The organism is Paenibacillus sp. JNUCC 35, assembly GCF_058269095.1.
Window position 1 is genome coordinate 5,370,784 of sequence record NZ_CM177771.1, and the last position, 17,221, is coordinate 5,388,004.

12 protein-coding genes are annotated in these 17,221 nt (G+C 54.7%); 4 read left to right on the forward strand and 8 right to left on the reverse strand.

Annotated features, from left to right (window positions below):
- Positions 1-77: 77 nt before the first annotated feature.
- The 3 genes from AC2TF6_RS24230 to AC2TF6_RS24240 all read right to left on the reverse strand — a co-directional run bounded on the left by AC2TF6_RS24230 (position 78) and on the right by AC2TF6_RS24240 (position 4,792).
- Positions 78-2,660 (reverse strand): Ig-like domain-containing protein, encoded by a 2,583-nt coding sequence (locus AC2TF6_RS24230; protein ID WP_491308862.1) that lies wholly within the window; start codon positions 2,658-2,660, stop codon positions 78-80.
- Positions 2,661-3,214: 554 nt separating this feature from the next.
- Positions 3,215-4,249 (reverse strand): S-layer homology domain-containing protein, encoded by a 1,035-nt coding sequence (locus AC2TF6_RS24235; RefSeq protein ID WP_491308863.1) that lies wholly within the window; start codon positions 4,247-4,249, stop codon positions 3,215-3,217.
- 327 nt (positions 4,250-4,576) lie between these two features.
- On the reverse strand, positions 4,577-4,792 hold the full coding sequence (locus tag AC2TF6_RS24240; RefSeq protein ID WP_491308864.1) for a hypothetical protein: 216 nt from the start codon (positions 4,790-4,792) through the stop codon (positions 4,577-4,579).
- A gap of 321 nt (positions 4,793-5,113) precedes the next feature.
- Here AC2TF6_RS24240 and AC2TF6_RS24245 point away from each other — a divergent pair, with 321 nt between their 5' ends.
- Positions 5,114-5,713: a general stress protein gene (locus AC2TF6_RS24245; protein WP_009672226.1), complete on the forward strand. Its 600-nt coding sequence runs from the start codon at positions 5,114-5,116 to the stop codon at positions 5,711-5,713.
- A 270-nt stretch (positions 5,714-5,983) separates the two neighbouring features.
- Here AC2TF6_RS24245 and AC2TF6_RS24250 read toward each other — a convergent pair whose 3' ends face one another.
- From AC2TF6_RS24250 to AC2TF6_RS24270, 5 genes are all read right to left on the reverse strand, one after another.
- Positions 5,984-7,642 carry a leucyl aminopeptidase gene (locus AC2TF6_RS24250; RefSeq protein ID WP_491308865.1) on the reverse strand — a complete coding sequence of 553 codons (1,659 nt, stop codon included), beginning with the start codon at positions 7,640-7,642 and terminating at the stop codon, positions 5,984-5,986.
- Positions 7,643-7,811: 169 nt separating this feature from the next.
- Entirely contained in the window at positions 7,812-9,170 is a 1,359-nt protein-coding gene (locus AC2TF6_RS24255; protein ID WP_491308866.1) for an ATP-binding protein, read from the reverse strand.
- Positions 9,171-9,520: 350 nt separating this feature from the next.
- On the reverse strand, positions 9,521-10,822 hold the full coding sequence (locus AC2TF6_RS24260) for an anti-sigma factor domain-containing protein (RefSeq protein ID WP_491308867.1): 1,302 nt from the start codon (positions 10,820-10,822) through the stop codon (positions 9,521-9,523).
- Positions 10,815-11,636: an RNA polymerase sigma factor SigI gene (sigI, locus tag AC2TF6_RS24265; protein ID WP_009672036.1), complete on the reverse strand. Its 822-nt coding sequence runs from the start codon at positions 11,634-11,636 to the stop codon at positions 10,815-10,817. Before sigI ends, AC2TF6_RS24260 begins: the two co-directional genes overlap by 8 nt.
- Positions 11,637-12,008: 372 nt before the next feature.
- Positions 12,009-12,434: a hypothetical protein gene (locus AC2TF6_RS24270; RefSeq protein ID WP_491308868.1), complete on the reverse strand. Its 426-nt coding sequence runs from the start codon at positions 12,432-12,434 to the stop codon at positions 12,009-12,011.
- Positions 12,435-12,753: 319 nt separating this feature from the next.
- Here AC2TF6_RS24270 and AC2TF6_RS24275 point away from each other — a divergent pair, with 319 nt between their 5' ends.
- The 3 genes from AC2TF6_RS24275 to AC2TF6_RS24285 all read left to right on the forward strand — a co-directional run bounded on the left by AC2TF6_RS24275 (position 12,754) and on the right by AC2TF6_RS24285 (position 17,187).
- Positions 12,754-12,969, forward strand: a complete 216-nt coding sequence (locus AC2TF6_RS24275) for a hypothetical protein (protein ID WP_009672162.1) — start codon at positions 12,754-12,756, stop codon at positions 12,967-12,969.
- A 244-nt stretch (positions 12,970-13,213) separates the two neighbouring features.
- Positions 13,214-13,663, forward strand: coding sequence for a DUF4912 domain-containing protein (locus tag AC2TF6_RS24280; RefSeq protein ID WP_491308869.1), 450 nt, complete (start codon positions 13,214-13,216; stop codon positions 13,661-13,663).
- Positions 13,660-17,187 (forward strand): 1,4-alpha-glucan branching protein domain-containing protein, encoded by a 3,528-nt coding sequence (locus AC2TF6_RS24285; protein WP_491308870.1) that lies wholly within the window; start codon positions 13,660-13,662, stop codon positions 17,185-17,187. Before AC2TF6_RS24280 ends, AC2TF6_RS24285 begins: the two co-directional genes overlap by 4 nt.
- Positions 17,188-17,221 lie beyond the last annotated feature (34 nt).

Genomic DNA, 17,221 nt, shown 5'->3' on the forward strand with positions numbered 1-17,221 from the left:
TTCAATTCGCCCAATCCCCTTGGGGGAATATGAAAAAAAGGACCCGCGGCTGCAGGTCCTTTTCTTCATTTACTTGATTAGTTGACCGTCACGTAGACTTTGGTCGATTTCTTCGCATACGTAACCGTAATCGTGGCCTTGCCTTTGCCGGTTGCCCGGATGATACCGTCTTTCACGTCCACTACACGGATGTTGGAAGATTTCCACAACGCCTGGACCGTAGCGTCCTGCTCGGACAGATCCTCGAACGTTGCCGTAGCCTTCACGTTCGCCGTAGCTCCCGCTTTCAGCTCCACGGTAACTTTGTCGGTTTGCAAGTATTTCAATTTGTCCACATCGACGGGAACCGAAATGCTCTTGCCGCCGAACGTTGCGGAAACCGTCGTGCTTCCCGCGCTGACGCCCGTTACTTTCCCTGCGTTCACATCCGCAATTTTGTAGTTGCTGGACTTCCAGAGGACGCTCGAAGTAACGTCTTTCTTGCTTCCGTCCGAAAGAGTCGCCGTTACTTTGATTTGAACGCTCGATCCGGATTTGGTCGTCACGAAACGCTTGTCCACTTCAAGAGTAGAAACGACGCCGATTTCGACCGGAATCGTAACCGTCTTGCCGCCGTACTTCGCGGTGATCGTCGTTTTGCCGCGGGAGACCGGAGTCACGAGACCGTTATCCACCGTGGCAACTGCCGCGCTGCTGGAGGTCCACTCCGCCTCTTTCGTCACGTCTTTCGGCGTTCCGCTTCCATCCGTGCTCGTAAGGGTGATCAGTTTGTTCTCGCCGAGATCGAAATTCAGGAACGACGGATTCGCCGTCAGCTTGTCCGCCATATCGACTTGAACCTTGAATGTAACCGTCTTGTTATTGAAAGTGGCCGTAATGGTAGACTCGCCGGAAGCGATACCCGTTACCAGACCGGCATCTACGGTCGCCGCTTTCTCATTGGAGCTCGTCCAGGCCGCTTCTTTCGTCACATCTTCTTTGGTGCCGTCCGAATATGTCGCCGTCAGGTCCAGCACCTGAGTACCGGCCTTTTTCAATGAAATGGTGGTCTTGCTGCCGGTGGTCAACGTTTTCAGCACACCTACGGACACTTGAACGACAGCCGTTCTCGTACCGTACTTCGCCGTCACTGTAGCGGCACCTGTACCTACGCCGGTAATCACGCCTTTGCGTACTTCCGCGATGTCCGCGGCGCTGGAGGTCCAGTCGGCTTTCTCCGTTACATCTTCCACCTTGCCGTCGCTGTAGATCGCGTTCAGCGTTACCTTCTCGTAACTGCCTACTTGGAAGTTAACGGTTTTCACGCTTGCTTTGATCGTGTTCGGAATATCGACCGACACTTTAACAGTAACGGTTTTGCCGCCGTAAGTCGCGGTTACGTTGGCTTCTCCGGCTTTACGTGCGGTTACTTTGCCGTCTGTCACGCTGACAATCGCTTCGTTGTCGACCGTCCATTTGGCTTCATCCGCCACGTCTTCCTTCGTATCGTCGGCATAGGTCGCCCATAGGACGATCTGCTCCTCTTTGCCGGTTTGCAGGAACAACGGCTCCTTCTCGGCTTCCAGACGCTTCGGAACATCCACGTCTACGACGACCGAAACGGTTTTCGTGCCGTACTTGGCCGTAACGGTCACTTCGCCCGTAGCATTCGCGAACAGCTTGCCTTTGACGACGCTGACGATATTCTCGTCGCTGGAAGTCCAGTCCGCGCGAGCCGTAATATCATCGGAGCTCCCGTCGGCATAAGTCGCTTTCAGGTTCAGCTGCTCCGTGCCGTTTTTCTTCAGCAGAACCGTTTCCTTGCCCAAGTCCAGCTTGATGGCATTGTCCACGTCTACCTTGATAGACGCCGACTTCGTGCCATAGCTTGCCTTGATCGTAGCTTTACCCGGTCCATACCCGGTAACTTTGCCTTTCAGGACATCCGCCACATTCGGGTTGTCGGATTCCCACTCGGCGATGTCCGAAACATCCTCGGAAGTGCCGTCGGGATAAGTCGCGATTAACGTGATCGCTTCCGAGTCTTTCAGAAGCATGGAGATCTGCGACTTATCGGGATCTACCCGCTTCGCGATTTCGATGCTGACCGGTACGGAAACGATCTGGTTGTTATATTTCGCGGATACGATCGCCGTACCCGAGCTTTGACCTGTGACGAGACCGTTGACTACCGTAGCCACGGAACCGTTGTCGATGTTCCATTCGGCCTTTTTCGTTACGTCTTCGTTCGTACCGTCGTCATAGTAGGCCGTCAGTTTAATTTGTTCGGATTTGCCTTTGCGCAAATCAATCGTTTGTACGTCTTTAATGAGAGAACGGACATGCTTGCTTACCGTCACGTTGACGATAACCGTTTTCCCTTTATGGGTGGCCGTAATGACGGCTTTGCCTTCTTTCTTCGCCGTAACCGATCCCGCATACACGGATGCGATTTCCGGAGAACCTGAGGTCCAGTCGGTTTTAACCGTTACGTTCTCGGTCGCGCCGCTGTCGTAAACCGCGGTTGCCGTAAGGGAAGCGGTGCCGCCTACTTCCAGCGAAAGTTCGTTTTTGTTCAGCACCAGGCTGGTAACTTCCAACGCCATCGCGCTCATTGCGCCGAAGCTGCTCGATACCAGAGTTAAGGTAAGGAATAAAGCCAAAATCCTCATTGCCCGCATCATTTCATCTCCTAGTCTTTGTTCTTGTTGGACAGCCCTCACGGAAACCTGCTTAGACAAACATTCCTTCCGCAACTGTTCAAAAAGCTGACCTTCTTTTCGTGCCGAACCCGAACTGTAATTTCGACGTCCTTGTCGGTACCTGGAAAATGTGATCCTCCTTTTAGGTCAATGGCGTTCGCCCGGCAGAAACGGTAACTTCCGATTAAGCGTTTCATTAACGCTTGACTGGCGGTTTACCCAATTGTTGGAATCCCCTCTTCTAATATCGACAAAAGAGAACAAAATGTTTAGCCTCAATAGAGAACAAAATGTTTAGCCTCAATCTCCATAAACAATCATCCGTGCAGAAAATTTTCGTCCTTTTCCCCGTTCGGCCAAAATAAGAAGAGATTCATGGAATGAACCTCTTCGGGAAAATCATCTGAACTCCCCTTGCTCACAAAAACGCATTGCCCGGCAGCACGTAAAAAAGCCCGAGACTTTGCCCGGGCTTTTAAGATTTTCGTTCCGTTCCGCGCTCAACCCCAAGGTAAAAGGGCCGCATTCCGCTATTACTGCTTCCGGTGCTTTTCGAACAAATCGTTCAGCTTGCGCGCCGCCTCGTTATACGGCTGGATACCGCCGTTATCGACGTGGAAATAGAAATTGCCGTCCGCGAAGCCCAGGTACGTGCTCTGATCCTTCACCATCAGGATTTCCTCCGACTGCTCCAAGTAATAATAAGTGGAGCCGAAACCTTTGAAAACGGCTGCATCCGGAAGCTCGACATCGCCGGACTGAAGCTTTTCATCTACCGCTTTATACATAATCCTCGATGTCTGGCCCTCATAGTAAGCGACATAGAAATTTTTATACTCTTCGGCAGCATCCCCGTCCAGCTCATCCTGCCCTTTCAGGAACGGAGTTCCGAGAATAGCGGAAACTTCCTCTGCCTTCTGTCCCAGATGCAGTCCGTTCAGGACAAATGCCCCGCCTTCCACTCCGACAACCGGCTTGTCGAAGCGCTTGCCGTACTTGCCCGTTTTCTCCATGACACGGTCGATCAGGACGGCCGCTTCCGCGCGGGTAACGGGAGCCTCCAAGGCCAGATCACCTTCGGCACGCCCCTGCAGGATACCCTCTTTTACGCAGAGCGCCACGGCGTCCTCGTCCGAAACCGATTTAAACCTCCATTCCAGCTGAATCAGCTTGCTCACCACACGCACGATTTCGAGGCGGGAAGCGGGATTGAGCATCGTTTTCGGGAAAGCTTCGTCCACAAGACCTATCTCCGACTGAGCTTTATTTAAATAAGCCCCATACCAGGCTGCATAGCTGCCCAGATCGGGTTCGTAAGACGGATCGCCCGCCATCACGGCCATCTTGACGAACTGGATGCCCGTTACCTTCGCATCGGGATCGAACGTTTTCTCGGACACCCCGTCAATCACGTGCATTTGAGACGTGCTGATTAAACTCTCCTGCGCCCAAGGAACCCCGTCAATATCCTCGTAAAGCCAGTGAGCGCTTGCGGGCGACGCAGCCGTGACCAGTACGAGCGCGGTTCCGGCGGCCAGTGCGCTTTTTTTCCAAAAAGACCGTTTCATTCTCCTATGTTCCCCCTCATTGTTTGGATGTGCATTTTATCCCCACATGGTATGCAGTACTTTTCGCGATAAAAGCAGCAAAGTCCTCTCTTAAACGGAGCCAAAGCAACACCAAAAGACCTTTAAAGATCTTTATGACCGAATACTTGTTTGTAACCGCTCTCTTTTCTACAATAAAAAGATGGCCTCTCCAAGGTCATCTTTTTGTGTCCGAGACCAGAGGCAGCTTAACCGGCCCGGCCCCTTCCTTTAACCTTTTCAGGCCCATCTGTCCTCACATACTCACCTGATCGCTTGCGCGCCTCTTCAGGCTCCGCCGGCAGCCTCTTACTGCATTTTCCGCCCGTACACCACGCGGGACCACAGAAAAATCGCATTGCCTACGAGCAGAATCGTAAACTCCCACCCCGTCTTCCCCGTGCTGAAAAAATTATAAAGCCCCCAGGCAAGCAGGGCCGCCGTATAAAAAATAAAAGCAATCTTCGCCGACTTATCCGTCTGATATCGTTCCATTTCATCCGCTTTACGCAGGTTCAGTTTCATAACCTTTTCCTCCCGGTCTATGATGCATAAGCTCTTTTGTGATTTCATTCAAAATGTCAAATATCTTTTACATACCTTCATTATAAAAGAACGGACAGAAATGTCAAATAGTTTTTACATTTTAAAAATCGCTTCCTTAAAAGGAAACGTTGTTCGCGCTTCATCTCGGTTATTCGCGGGATCCGTTAATATCTGGAAACGTCCGTAAGTTGTCCGAAACCCGTTTACCGGCGGAGCCTGCGGGGTAAGGATATGCTGTAACCGGAAGAAAGCTAAGCGAAATGAGAGAATACTGTACGAAACTTGAGGAGGTAGTTCAAAATGGATAAGAAAATTGTTGGTGTTTTCGATACAGAAAGAGAAGCTATTCAAGCGATCGATGGTCTTAAACAGCAAGGTTTCCATGCCGATGATATCTCCGTTATTGCCAAGGATAAACAAGATTCAGCCGATATTTTAGATGAAACCGGAACGAAAGCGCCTGAAGGCGTAGCCACGGGCGCAGCTACAGGCGGCGTTCTCGGCGGCGTGACCGGCCTGTTGGCCGGAATCGGCGCACTGGCCATTCCAGGCGTCGGCCCCTTCATCGCGGCGGGACCAATTGCCGCTACATTGACGGGTGCCGCTGTCGGAGCGGGCGCAGGCGGTATCGTGGGCGGCCTGGTAGGCATGGGCATCCCGGAGGACGAAGCCCGGCAGTACGACAACTATGTCAATGACGGCAAAATCCTCGTCCTCGTCGATTCCGATGCCGAACGCGACGCTCACGTTTACGACACCTTCCGTACGAACCGCTCCCTGAACGCATCCACATACGACGATCAGGTGTTCCGCGATACGGATACCCCGGCCTACGATGTCAATTCGGGTCTGCCTTACAATGCGCCGAATGATGACATTGACCGTTCGCGCCGTCTGTAAGACCGCGCCAAGCTGATCGGACACGTTCCCTATTAAAATAAAACCGAAAGACCCGGTCCTAGTACAAGGACCGGGTCTTTCCTTTATAAACTTCCTGACCGGGTTGACCAACGTGACCAACGCCATGCTAGGCCATATTACAGCCCTTGAGCTTGCCCGATGCGGAGATGCTGTATGATCTAAGACCTGCCGAACCCGGACCGTGAACCTCGCCATTTCGACGGACAAGCCGTCTGTTCCGCCGGTGCAGAATGTATCGAAGGGAGTGGCTTACACTCCGTCTCCGCAAATATATTCGGCCAACGTACGCACCATGGCGCCGGTGCCGCCCTTCGGATCGATACCCCGATCTCCCCAAAGCCACGCCGTACCGCCCGTATCCAGATGAATCCATGGCTTATCTTCGATGAACGCCTCGATAAACGAGCCGCCCATAATCGCTCCCGCCCACTTATGAGCGGCGGCATTTTTGATATCGGCGACCGTGCTTCTCAGCATTTCCCGATATTCGGGAAAATTCGGGAGCTGCCACACCTTTTCTCCCGCTTGTATCGAGGCTTGCAGAACGGAAGCGAGGAAGGCATCGTCGTTCGTCTGGGCGCTTGTGGCGACATCGGCGAAAGAGACGAGAACCGCGCCTGTCAGCGTAGCGATATCGATCAGACGGGTCGCCCCTTTCTCAATCGCATACGTGACGCCGTCTGCAAGAATGAGCCGCCCTTCCGCATCCGTATTCAGCACTTCGACCGTGCGTCCGCTTAAGGTCGTGATAACATCTCCCGGGCGCATCGCAGTTCCGGACGGCATATTCTCGGCGGCCGGTATGACAATCCGCAGGTTGATGCGCGGCTTCAGCCGGCCCACCACGATCAGCAGCCCGAGCAGCACCGCCGCTCCGCCCATGTCGCTGATCATCTCTTCCATGCCGCCCGCAGGCTTGATGGAAATGCCGCCGGTGTCAAAGGTGACGCCTTTGCCGACAAGCCCCAGCACCTCACCCGACGACGGATCGCCGTCGTAGCTCAGCGTAATCATGCGCGGCGGGTTCGCGCTGCCGAGGCCGACGGCCGCGAGCGCTCCCATGCCGCGCTCCACAATCGCCTGCTCATCCAGCACCTCGCAGGCGATTCCGAACTGCCCGGCCAGCTTCTCCGCTTCCTCCGCCAGATCGGAAGGAAGCAGCAGATTGCCGGGCAGGTTCGTCAGGTCGCGCGCATAGTTCGTCGCGACCGCATACGCTTCGGCGGCGGCCACCGCCGCCTGCAGCGCTTCCCCGTTCAGCGCGTCCCGCTGAACGAACAGCTGCGCCGCGGCCAGTTCCTGCCGCGGCTTCGCCTCCCGCGCGTACGTGGCGATGCGGTACGCGCCGAGCAGCAGCCCTTCCGCCACGGTGAACACCGTCTTCGCGGCAGGAGCCGCACCCGCAGGCCGCTCGTCTGCCGCGCCGGTGCTTTGCGGTGCAGACCGCGCGCCTGCCGCCGTCCGTGCATCCGCTCCGCTCACGCCCTGCGCCGCAAGCGGAGCCGCGTACGTCCCGCCTCGCGGAGGCTCAGCCGGGAAGGCTCCCTCCGGCAGCAGCACGGCCAGGCGGCTCAGCCCGAGCCGCTGTGCTTCGCGGGCCGCTTGTACTGCGGCAAGCCGCAGCGTGTCGCGACCCGCCGGCGCCGCACCGAGACCGGCGGCGATCACGTACGGCGCGGCCAGGCGCCCGTATGCCGGAAGCACGGTCACTTCACCGGCGCCTCCTTTGAAGCGTCCGGTCCGCTTCAGCCGGTCCAGCTCAGCCAGGAGCTCCGCCGGCAGATCCGGCAGGCTCCCCGGGTCTTCCCCCTCAGTCGTGAAGAACAGCAGGGCATCCGCCTCCGCCGAGGCCCATCCGCCGCTTTCCGTGATAGAAATTTTCGTATTCGTTGTATAGTCCGCTCTCAACTAAGAATTCAGCCCCTCTCATGCCTCTGCAGCAAGTCTTTCCCTTCAGTCCGCGTTTGCAGTATTCCCGTTCTAAATAGTCAAAACTCCCTCAGGCCGGCGAGTTTATCAGCAACATCGTCAGCGGGGAGCATATGGGCATTCTTTTCTATTGTAATACACCGTCGCGTCAGTTTAAAGGGAGCTGAATCCGGAAGCTTGTCCCCTCTCCAACCTCGCTTTCCACATGAATGACGCCGCCATGGTTTTTGATGATGCGGTAGCAGACGGAAAGCCCCAGGCCAGTCCCGTCTTCTTTCGTCGTAAAAAACGGATCGAACAATTTTGAAAGCGTTTTCTGATCCATTCCTCTGCCGTTGTCTTCTATGTAAATCCATACTTGATGATCCACTTTAATCGTCCGGATGCGAATAAGCCCATGCTCTTTCTGTCCGTCGGACATCACTTCTATGGCATTTTTAACAATGTTGAGCAGTACCTGCTTGATCTGCTTCACGTCCACCCATACGTATAAATTCGGGTCGGATTCGCTTAACTGGATATCGCAGCCTTTTAACAAAGCCTCGCTCTCGAACAGCAGCACGACTTCCTTAATAAGCGAGGCGATCTGGATCTTCTGCTTCACCGGAGCCGTAGGCTTGGACGAATTCAGAAATTCAAAAATGATGTCGTTGGCGCGGTCGATTTCACTTAAAATAATATCGGCGTAATCCTGTTTGCCCAGACGAAGCAGTTCAGGCTGCAAAAGCTGAATAAACCCGCGGATCGAGGTAAGCGGATTACGGATTTCGTGAGCGATGGAAGCCGCGATTTTCCCCAGCATGGCCAGCTTGTCGTTATAATAGACGGATTGCTCGATCCTCTTGAAGTCGGTCACGTCCTTGACGGAAATGAGAATGTCCCCGTCCAGCTCCTCATCGTACTTGGCCGTCACCAGAAAGTGCTGGCCCTTCTCGTCCAGAACTTCCTGAAAGGGCAGCCGGTACACGAACATCTCGCGGTGAAGCTTGATCAGAAGTTTACGCATGCCTCTCGAAAGCTTCCGCAGCCTGACCAGCTCGTAGAACGTGCGTCCGATCATGCTTTTGCGGGGCAGTCCCAGGAATTGGCCGAGCTTTACGTTGGCAAACGAAAGAAAGCCTTCCTGGTCGAATAACGCTATCCCGCTGTCCATATGCTGGAGCACATTCTCATACTTGCTGTTGGACGACTGGTAGGAAGAGTCCTGCATCAATCTGCCGGTAAAGCGCCTTGACGGTTCTTTACCAGTCTGCTCGGATTGAGACGTGCAAAAGGATATCGCTTCACTAAGTATTTGGAACGATTGCTGATAATACAGCACAGCATCTTCAGGTCTGGCAGGACCGGTTAACTCCCGCATGCATCTATCATGCAGAAGAGCCACCTCTTCCGGCAGCATAGAGGAGATAAGCGGCTTGAGGGTGCTGGAATATGAGCGGGCTTCCTCCGGTCCGCTTTGCATCAATTCTTGCAAAACTTGCAGATACATCGTTCGGATATCCGGCATGTGACTCCTCCTAGATTATGCGTGGGGTTGTGTACCCGGCACGACGACACTTTTCGTCAAAAATCAAGGTTTTTTCGTCATTTTCTTACATTTCCTCGCGAATTTGCTAATTATCGGAATCTCACTCATTGTAACATAGGAAGGTTAAAATTACGATACGATTTGGAGCGTAAAAAGAGGAAAATGTAAGATCCCGCCTTAAAAACGGCAGCGCCTGCCGCTGCCGAAATTCACTGTCCCGTCTGGATGTGCGAATTAAATAACCCCGCGGTCGGCGGGGTTATCTTTTCTTATTAGAGCCTGTTTGCAGATGGCCTGCTTATTCGTTCAAGCGTTAAACGGGTACCCGCTCAGCCGATGTTATAATAAGCCGGGCCCTCTTTGGATGGGATCCGGAAAGAATGTCCGCCCTTCCAGGAATCGCGGTCATCCCTGTCGTCCTTCTCCTGATTCTTGTCTTTCTTTTCTTTTTCTTTCTGCTTCTCGCGTTCTTTCTCCCGTGCTTTTCTTTCTCTTTCTTCTTTTTCCTTCTGCGCTTCCTGTTTCCTCTTCAACTCTTCCTGAGCGCGCTTGTATTCCCGCTCCGCTTTCTGACGAAGCCATTCTTCCCGTGCGTTGTCCGCGTTGCCGCTGCCGGTGTAGGTATTCTCCTTCTTCGGGGTCGGTGTAGGTACAGGCGTCACTTTGGTTCCGGAGGCCTTGCCGCCCGTATTCGCCGTGTTTCCTGCAGAATTGTCCGAAGGCGTAGGCGTAGGAACCGGCGTCTTGGAGGGAACCGGCTGATTCTTTTCTTCTTCACCAGGCAGAGCCACGTTATCCTTGTTCCAGGAGCCTTCCTTTTCCATGGCCAGCCAATTTGTAAGGTTGTCTTTTTTGATGGGCTGCGTGCGGTTATACAGCTTCCCCATTCCGCCCATCTGCTTGGCCAGTGTGTAAATGGACATCTCACGCAGCTGATCCAGGCTGATTTCGGTCCCCATACTCTTCGCGTTCAAATAAATCGCGTACTTGCCCGTGGACAACTGATGCGTACCCGCTTCCTGCCGCAGTTCAGGCGGCGCCGCGAAAGCCGCGACCGCATATTTACTCAGGTCGGCATGGTTCGCGAGCAGATGGTCCGTTACCTGCTTCTCCATTTTGTCGGCCAGCAGAACGTCGCTCACCTTGCGCTCGTTGCCTACAACCGTACTCGAAATGATAATATCCCCTTCGCCTTTGGCGAGCGGGCCTTGATCAAGCCAATCCAGAATAACGGAAGCGGCCTGGGTCAGGGGCTTGCCTTCCACATGAAGCGCCTTGGCCATCCGGGCGCCGTCCTGATTGAGCCCTCTGACCTCCCGTACGATCTCCTCATCGTCGAGCGCAAGCTCTACGCTCGGGTTAACGTCCATCGTCACATACGCCGCCACTTTTACCTGGCTGCCCATGTTTAACAAGCCGCCGATGAAGACAAAACAAATAATCGCGGCAGCCGTAAGCCCGGATGTCAGCACCAAAATCTGAGAACGCCCGAATCCCCGTGTCGATTTATAACGGATTTCTTGTCCGACTTGGCAGTTTCGCCCTTTCTTAGAAATGCGCTCGAAACGCCCCTCCTCCGTCATGACAATAATGCTGTTTCCCTTCAGCTCCATGACGATGCCTTTACTCATATGCCTCTCTTCTTTCCTGGAAAGTTTGCTTTGATTGCTCTTTAATATGCAGATATTCTTTGAGATATGGATAGGAGCCGGTGTGTATGAGCGCTATGGCAATCAAATACTTTCGGTTTCGTTCCAGCGTTTTGCGGGAGACGCTGACCTTACCCAGAAGTTCCTTAATAGGAAGCTGCTTTTTGCTAAGCAGAAGACGCATCAGTTCAGGGTCTTCGGAGAGGAGCTTGCCGATCCCGAATAGCATGATACGAGAATCTTCGTGCTTGGGAGAGGCATCGACCAAATCGGTAAATTGAATGGAGAAAACGGCAAGATTGCGGTTAAATTCCACAATTTCTCCGCGGCGTTCTTCTATTCCCTTCTGTTTCTCATACTGTTCCAGCGCTTGATGAATCTCGATGGGATTCACGTAATGATCTTCTTCGTCTTCCTGGTCAAACGCACTGTACGGAATCTGTCCTTTGAACCGCTGCTCCTTTCTCAAATAGTCGATCAGTCTGCGGCGCATCACCGTCTCGGCAAAACCGAGAAACGAACGCCCCATGTCATGGGAGAACTGATTAATGGCTTCGTTAAATGCGGCTAAAGCAATACTAAATTCGTCGTCTCTGGCAGGATCAATATATCTTTTGCAAAAGCGGCTTGCCACCTTGATGACAAACGGCTGGTAATCCGAGATAAACTGATTGCGCAGACGCAGGTCTCCCTGCTGTATTTTCTTCACAACCTCTTCAGGCTGCGGTGCGTTTTTTTGGTGGTGGCTGGACTGACGCTTGCTGCCGAATAACTTCTTAAACAGTACCAGAATCACTGTTCCACCTCACTTATACAATTCGATTTCCAGCAATTTCTTCGGGGGGTCAATCTTTGCTATTATAGCACAAGCTTTAATATCGGCGAAAAAGTTAAGAGATTTCACAGGGTTTTCTCAGAAAAAAGAGCCGAATACCTCTCATCTTCTCAAAAAACGCGGAAAAAGCATAATTATGTTCCAGCATAAGGGTATTAATGGTATTATCCGTAATCTGCAAGATCCATACTACCGCCTGTACCTATTAAAAAAAGCTGTACAAAAGCTCTTTCTTCCAGCGCATTTGCATGAAACAAAAAAAACGGCCAGAGCACCCTCCGGCCGTTTTTTATATGAGAATACCATCTATGATAAGTGCAATTGCTTTGAGGCTTAAGGACTTTGAGGCGTACGGCCTTTAACAAGCTTGCTCCGGCGGCGGCTGAGCACCTGAAGACGTTTTTTGAGCTGGTCCTCCCACGCGCTGTCCCCGAGAGACTTAGCGACCGAAAGCAGATCCAGTCCCATGTCGATCTGGTTCTGGACAATTTCCATCGGTTCCTCTTCCTCGTGGTTCACGCAGTTCTCATAAATAGCCGGTCCCTGCTTGCCTTCCACATAATCGATGAAATCAACCTCGGCGGCACCGTCTCCGTGCGCGTATTCGGCCAGCAGTTCATACTCGTTTTCTATCAGATGATGAACCTCGATCCGGTGACAAACCGGACAGAAAAGGATCGGAACATTGTGAATACTTGTTCGTATATGTTTAAGGGTCCCCTTCGACCCGATCATACTTGCACCGCAGCAGAAACTCATAATACTTCCCTCCCAAGGATCGTCCTGCAGACCTTCCCGGCCTGCGGAAGTGAATTTACGCATGTCGTTTGCATGTGATGCTTTATTTTACAACATTCCTATTCACCGGCACAAAGGAAAATTCCTCTTTTTCTAGCAAAATAGGCCTCGCTCGACTCCGTTTTTGGACCCGCAATCGCAAGCTTATACCCTTCGGGGCCAAGCTTTGTCGCGCTTCTAACTCTAACACGGCCCGCATAAAATAAGAGGAACAGGACTTCCGGGAACTGCGCTAACCATGCCGGAGTCCGTTTTACCACCAGATCGGAGGGAACGTGCAATGACGATTATTCCCATCATTTCTCGGCAGATTGCTTTTGCCAAATTCGAGGGCCAGACCGGTGAATTCTCGGTCTATTACCACACGGGAAAGGTGGAGAATTACACCGGTTTCGACCTGGAAGACATTCAAGCCCTTTGGGACTCGGCGAACCGTTACGATACGCTGATGCGCTTGACGGAATCGCGGCGGCTTCCCCAGACCACCCCTACATGAAGATGACGGACCGGTGGTAAAATAAGCGGCAGTAACCGGACAGCGGGAAGCGGGACACCCTGCCGTCGCTACATTCTCCGGCTTCCTCCCCTCAAAGATTGGGAGCTTCCTTCCGCTGTGCTACAATAGAACCATTCAAAACGATACGGCATACGCCCGGCAAGGAAGAGAGGAATTTACTCTGCACGGTATCCGTCCAATCCATTCCCCGCTGCTGCAGCCCAAGCTCGGCAATGTGCATCTTATGATTCAGCAGCAGACGGTTCTGTTTGTTTACTGGTCGCTTTCATCCCGCCTGGCTTCCATGATCGCCGAGTACGGAACCGAAGCCGAACAAGGTCTGGTATCCGTCCGCATAAGGGGATACGGTGAAGGCTCCAGCGAGTCTGTCGTTTATGAGGTCCGAACCATGCTACCGGCCGAAAACGCCGGTTCCGCCTATATCCGCACGCAAGGCCGGAAGGGTCTATGGCTGGCGGAATTGGGAATGCTGAATGCCAATGACGGCTTTCTTCCTTTATTGAGGTCCGCTCCCGTTAGGACCGGTGACGGTTCCGGCGAAAGTCCGTTCCCGGAAGAAGGGCGGCACAGCGGGAACAATCATCCCCCTTTTCCTCTTCTGCCGGTTGATTTTGACTTCTATTCTACTTACACGATCTATCCGCCGCCCAAACAGGAAGGAGAAAAGCCGTGAGCATATCCCAGCCCGTTCCCGCTCTGCTCGTTTTTCACGCGCATTTGCCTTACGTCTACCGGCCCGACGGCGGTCTCACTCTAGAAGAATATTGGTTTCATGAAGCGATGTGCGACGTCTATTTGCCCTTCGTGGATTGTATGGACCGTCTGCTAAACGGCAAGGTCTGCTCTCCGGTGACCTTGTCCGTAAGCCCCGTGCTTCTGTCTATGTGGGAGAATCCCGAACTGCAGAAACGTACGCGGGAAATATTGAAACGGCGTGTGGAGCTGGGCCGCAAAGAAAAAGAACGGCTTGCAGACAAGCCCGGGCCGGCCTCCCTTGCCTCCCGCTATGCCGGAAGGTATGCGGACATGCTTACTTTACTCGACAAGATAGACGGTAAAATGATCCCGCGGCTGCGCCTGTATGCCGACCGCGGCCTGATCCAGCTGATTCCCGCAGCCGCTACCCACCCTTTCCTCCCTTTGTTCAAAACGGAGGAAGCCGCGTTCGCGCAGCTGTATACCGCCGTGACGGAGTTCCGGCGGTATTTCGGCTTCGCCCCCTCCGGGATCTGGCTGCCGGAATGCGGGTACACGCCCAAGCTGGAGCCTATCCTGCTTAGGCTGGGGCTGCGCTTTACAATCCTGGAGGCGTCGGACGACAAATCCGGAGCCGGACAGGGACCGGCCGCTCCGTACGTCACACCGGACGGCCTCCAGGTTTTCACTCGGGATGCGGCCGCCTCGGCTCTCGTGTGGAGCCGGGATAGCGGCTACCCCGGCCACCCCGATTATCGCGAATATTACCGCGATATCGGGTATGAGCTCAGCCGCGGCACTCCGGCCGAGCAAGCTTACATCCGGCCGTACGTGCTGCCGGATGGCACTCCCGTTGCGACAGGCTACAAGTACTGTCGCATAACGGGCGCCGCCGGGGGCGGAGACGGAGCCGGAGGCGAAGCCCCGTACGACGCCGGCCGCGCCGCGGAGCTGGCCGCCGCGCATGCGAGGCATTTCCTCGCATCACTCGGCGCAGCGGAGCCTCAGGACAGCGAAGCGGCAACGCGCGGAGCGGCCGTCGTTGATGCCGCTGACTCCGCAGCCGATTGGGACGCTGCCGTGCCGACCGCCCAGGCGACAGCCGGGCTCGTCTCCTCCGTCTCCGCTGCCGCCAAACGCCAGCCTGCGGAGGCTTTCCCGGCTTTGGCCCCTGCGGGAGACGCCGCACGGCGAACGCCGGCTGCCTGCACAACGCCGGAAGCCGAGCACACCCGCGCCTCCGGCTGTTATGCTGGAGAAAGCGGGGCCTCCCGGCCGGCCGCTTCCGCTTCGGAGGCACGCCTCCTGCCGCCCCGGCCGGTTGCCGTCTGCGCCTTCGACTTGGAGCTTTTCGGACACTGGTGGCACGAAGGCCCCCTCTGGCTGGAAACCTTGCTGCGCGAAGGTGACCGTGAACAGCGGCGGCAGTATGCCGCCAGCGGTTCGCGCATTGGCTCTTCACTTTGCAATTCGGAGAAGCAGCCCGTGTTTCTTACGCCCTCTCTATATGAGGAGCGCTACGCTTTCGGCAAAGGCACGGCCCCCGTTTTATCCAGCTGGGGACGGGGAGGCGATGCCAGAGTCTGGCTGAATCCGGCTACAGACTGGATGTATCCGCTTCTGCATGCCGCAGAAGAAGCCATGGCGCTGGCCGCCACAAGAGTCGCCCGGACAGACACCGCAGCGGGAACAGCTCACCAAGCCCTCTCTGTGGAACATGACGCCATTTCAAGTTCGGATCCTTTGTCCTTCCATTCCCCTGACTCCGGCCCGGATCGGCGCGATCATGAAAATCTTTCGCACGCCGCTCTCACCGACAGAATTTTACGCCAGGCTGCGCGGGAGCTTATGCTCGCCCAAAGCAGCGATTGGGCGTTTATGATCGAATCGGGAGACATGGCGGGCTATGCCGCCGAAAGATTTCACGAACATAGGAATAACTTCTATCAACTGCTACCGATACTGGATGATATAGATGCGAGACAACCCGCAATTCTTTCGCCCGGGGAGCTAGAATTGCTTCATAGAATGGAAAGAAGCGCTTCTCTCTTTCCCGATGTTAATTGGAGAGCCTACCTCCCGGGGTATCTTTCCGAAACGCTAGCGGATAAAAAACCATCCCAGGCACCCGCCTTTGCCCCCGCCGGTCCTTCTCCCGAAGAGCAAACGGCCGGCGAAGAGCGCGAAACCGGCAAGCCATCCGCCGAAAGTTCACAGGCAAAACCGCCTGCCGCAAACAGCTCCACCGCTGCTCCGAATACCGACAAAAAAGCCCCCCTCCGCGTTCTCATGCTGGCCTGGGAATTCCCGCCTCATCTAATAGGAGGGCTGGGGCGAGCGGTCGGAGACCTTGCATCACAACTGGCCCGTGACGGCCATACTGTGCATGTGATAACATGCCGCCGGGATGACGAGGCCTCGGACAGTCTTTGGAACGGAGTGCACGTTCATCGCGTGGAAGCCCTGCAAAGCTCCGAATCCCCGGCTTTTCTCGACTGGGTGTTCAGGTTGAACATCGCCATGATTTTACGGGTGGAACGTCTGATGGAGGAAAATCAGGAGCTTCGGTTCGATATCCTCCACGCGCATGACTGGCTGGTGTATTACGCCGCCCGTGACTGCCGGCAGGCTCTTCGCCTGCCGCTTGTCGTTACCCTGCACGCAACCGAACACGGCCGCAAGCTGGGCCGGCTGGACGATCCCGTCTCCCGCAAAATTCACGCTGCCGAAAGCAGCCTGGCAGAGCTGGCCGACAACCTTATCGTTTGCAGCGATTCGATGGCGGAGGAAGTGACGTCGCTTTTCAACCGTAAAAAATCCGGCGTGACGGTCATTCCGAACGGTCTTCCTGCCTCTTCCGATGCGGAAAACAACCGGGAGCCGCATCCGGTTCCGGCATGTGCCGGAGATTCCGGACATCCGCAGCGCCGGCCGTTTGCAAAGCGCCGGATTCTATATCTCGGACGCCTCGTCCCGGAGAAGAACATTCCGCTGCTTCTGGCAGCGCTCCCTTACGTCCTGGAGCAGTTCCCGGAGATGGAACTGATCATTGCCGGAACGGGACCGGAGGCGGCTTTTGTCGGCGGGCTGGCCTCTCCCTTCGGAGACCGCGTACGCTTTACGGGCTTCGCCGACGAAGCCGCCAAAGCCGGGCTTTTTGCAGAAGCCGATGTCTGCGCCATCCCGAGCCTATACGAGCCCTTCGGAATCGTGGCGCTTGAAGCGATGAGAGCGGGCGTCCCTCTCGTCGTTTCGGACACCGGCGGGCTCGCCGGACTTGTCGAAGACGGTGTAGACGGTTTCCGGCTTCCTCCGGCGGATCCGCGGGCTTGGGCCGGGAAGATTTGCCTTCTGCTGGGCGATCCGGAGCTTGTGGCTCTTTTTACGAAGCGCGCCTCTGCTAAATTACGCACATACTTTAATATGAAGGAAATCGGAACCGCCACCACGAACGTGTACCAAAGCGCCATAAATTGCCAAAGATCGACAAAAACTTATTGACCTCTTCTTCTGAAAACGGTAACCTTATGGCGAA

Coding starts and splice junctions, on each gene's coding strand:
- AC2TF6_RS24230 (WP_491308862.1), bottom strand. CDS start 2,660: ATGCGGGCAATGAGGATTTTGGCTTTATTCCTTACCTTAACTCTGGTA.
- AC2TF6_RS24235 (WP_491308863.1), bottom strand. CDS start 4,249: ATGAAACGGTCTTTTTGGAAAAAAAGCGCACTGGCCGCCGGAACCGCG.
- AC2TF6_RS24240 (WP_491308864.1), bottom strand. CDS start 4,792: ATGAAACTGAACCTGCGTAAAGCGGATGAAATGGAACGATATCAGACG.
- AC2TF6_RS24245 (WP_009672226.1), top strand. CDS start 5,114: ATGGATAAGAAAATTGTTGGTGTTTTCGATACAGAAAGAGAAGCTATT.
- AC2TF6_RS24255 (WP_491308866.1), bottom strand. CDS start 9,170: ATGCCGGATATCCGAACGATGTATCTGCAAGTTTTGCAAGAATTGATG.
- AC2TF6_RS24260 (WP_491308867.1), bottom strand. CDS start 10,822: ATGAGTAAAGGCATCGTCATGGAGCTGAAGGGAAACAGCATTATTGTC.
- AC2TF6_RS24270 (WP_491308868.1), bottom strand. CDS start 12,434: ATGAGTTTCTGCTGCGGTGCAAGTATGATCGGGTCGAAGGGGACCCTT.
- AC2TF6_RS24275 (WP_009672162.1), top strand. CDS start 12,754: ATGACGATTATTCCCATCATTTCTCGGCAGATTGCTTTTGCCAAATTC.
- AC2TF6_RS24280 (WP_491308869.1), top strand. CDS start 13,214: ATGATTCAGCAGCAGACGGTTCTGTTTGTTTACTGGTCGCTTTCATCC.